The sequence below is a fragment of the Bradyrhizobium jicamae genome (assembly GCF_001440395.1).
Classification (GTDB): domain Bacteria; phylum Pseudomonadota; class Alphaproteobacteria; order Rhizobiales; family Xanthobacteraceae; genus Bradyrhizobium; species Bradyrhizobium jicamae.
The window spans coordinates 8,876-9,742 of sequence record NZ_LLXZ01000213.1; the positions used below are offsets into that span (position 1 = coordinate 8,876).

At 51.6% G+C, this 867-nt stretch carries 1 protein-coding gene; it reads right to left on the reverse strand.

Annotated features, from left to right (window positions below; all coding sequences use genetic code 11):
* Positions 1 to 108: 108 nt before the first annotated feature.
* Entirely contained in the window at positions 109 to 516 is a 408-nt protein-coding gene (locus tag CQ12_RS43020; RefSeq protein ID WP_198164361.1) for an endonuclease VII domain-containing protein, read from the reverse strand.
* Between the last annotated feature and the right edge of the window lie 351 nt (positions 517 to 867).

Sequence of the window (867 nt, forward strand, 5' to 3'; positions counted from 1 at the left end):
TGGGCTTTCGTGCCATAGCCGGAACTGTATTGTTTGTAATCCCAGTTGGATTGAGGCGAATACCCTTCAGAGCCCTTGATCGCATCGATGTACGATTGGTCTAGACTGCTAGTTGCCATGATCTTTCCGATCACCGAGATATTTGATGGCGCTCAGAAGAAAAGACGTGCTGTCCCTAAACATGCCGATGCCTGTGTTACAGTTGGAGCACAGCAGCCCTCTAACGGTGCCGCATCCATGATTGTGATCAACGACAAGTTTGTCCGGACAGTCGCCACAGATGGCGCAGCAGCCATTTTGGCGTTTCACCATTGCTTCGTACTCTTCTTTGGCGAGACCATACGTGTAGCGAATATGCTCCTCTGCCTTTCTACGCTTCATCTCCCCACTAGCTTTCAGCCGCTCTCTATAGCGCTTGCGGGATGCAGCTTGACGCGACTTAAAATCCGGATCGGTCGCTCGTCTTTTGGCAAAGTATTCTCGCTGCCATTCTCTTCGTTTTTCAGAAAGTGCCATCGTTTCCCCAAATCATATGAACTTCTGGATTCTAGCATTGATCTGCAAAAAGTGAATCGGGTCTAAGGCCATGTGGTTTTTGCTTCAAGGACTGATTGTGTTTGCTGTCGTCGCGTCGAACATCCATTGGAAATGGACGCCAAACACCTATCTCGCCTCGATGATTGGATTCATCGCGGCGTTGGTCGTGACAGGCATGTTCAATGAATTACGGACTTGGCAGCATAAGCGGGCGGAACGCCGCGCTAGCCAGAAGCGCATTTGAGAGAGCCCGATTGGCAATCTGGCCGCGGGGCTGCGCCGCAAGCACCTGATTGCCGAGATAGGCCTGTACGGGACGTGAGAGCAGTG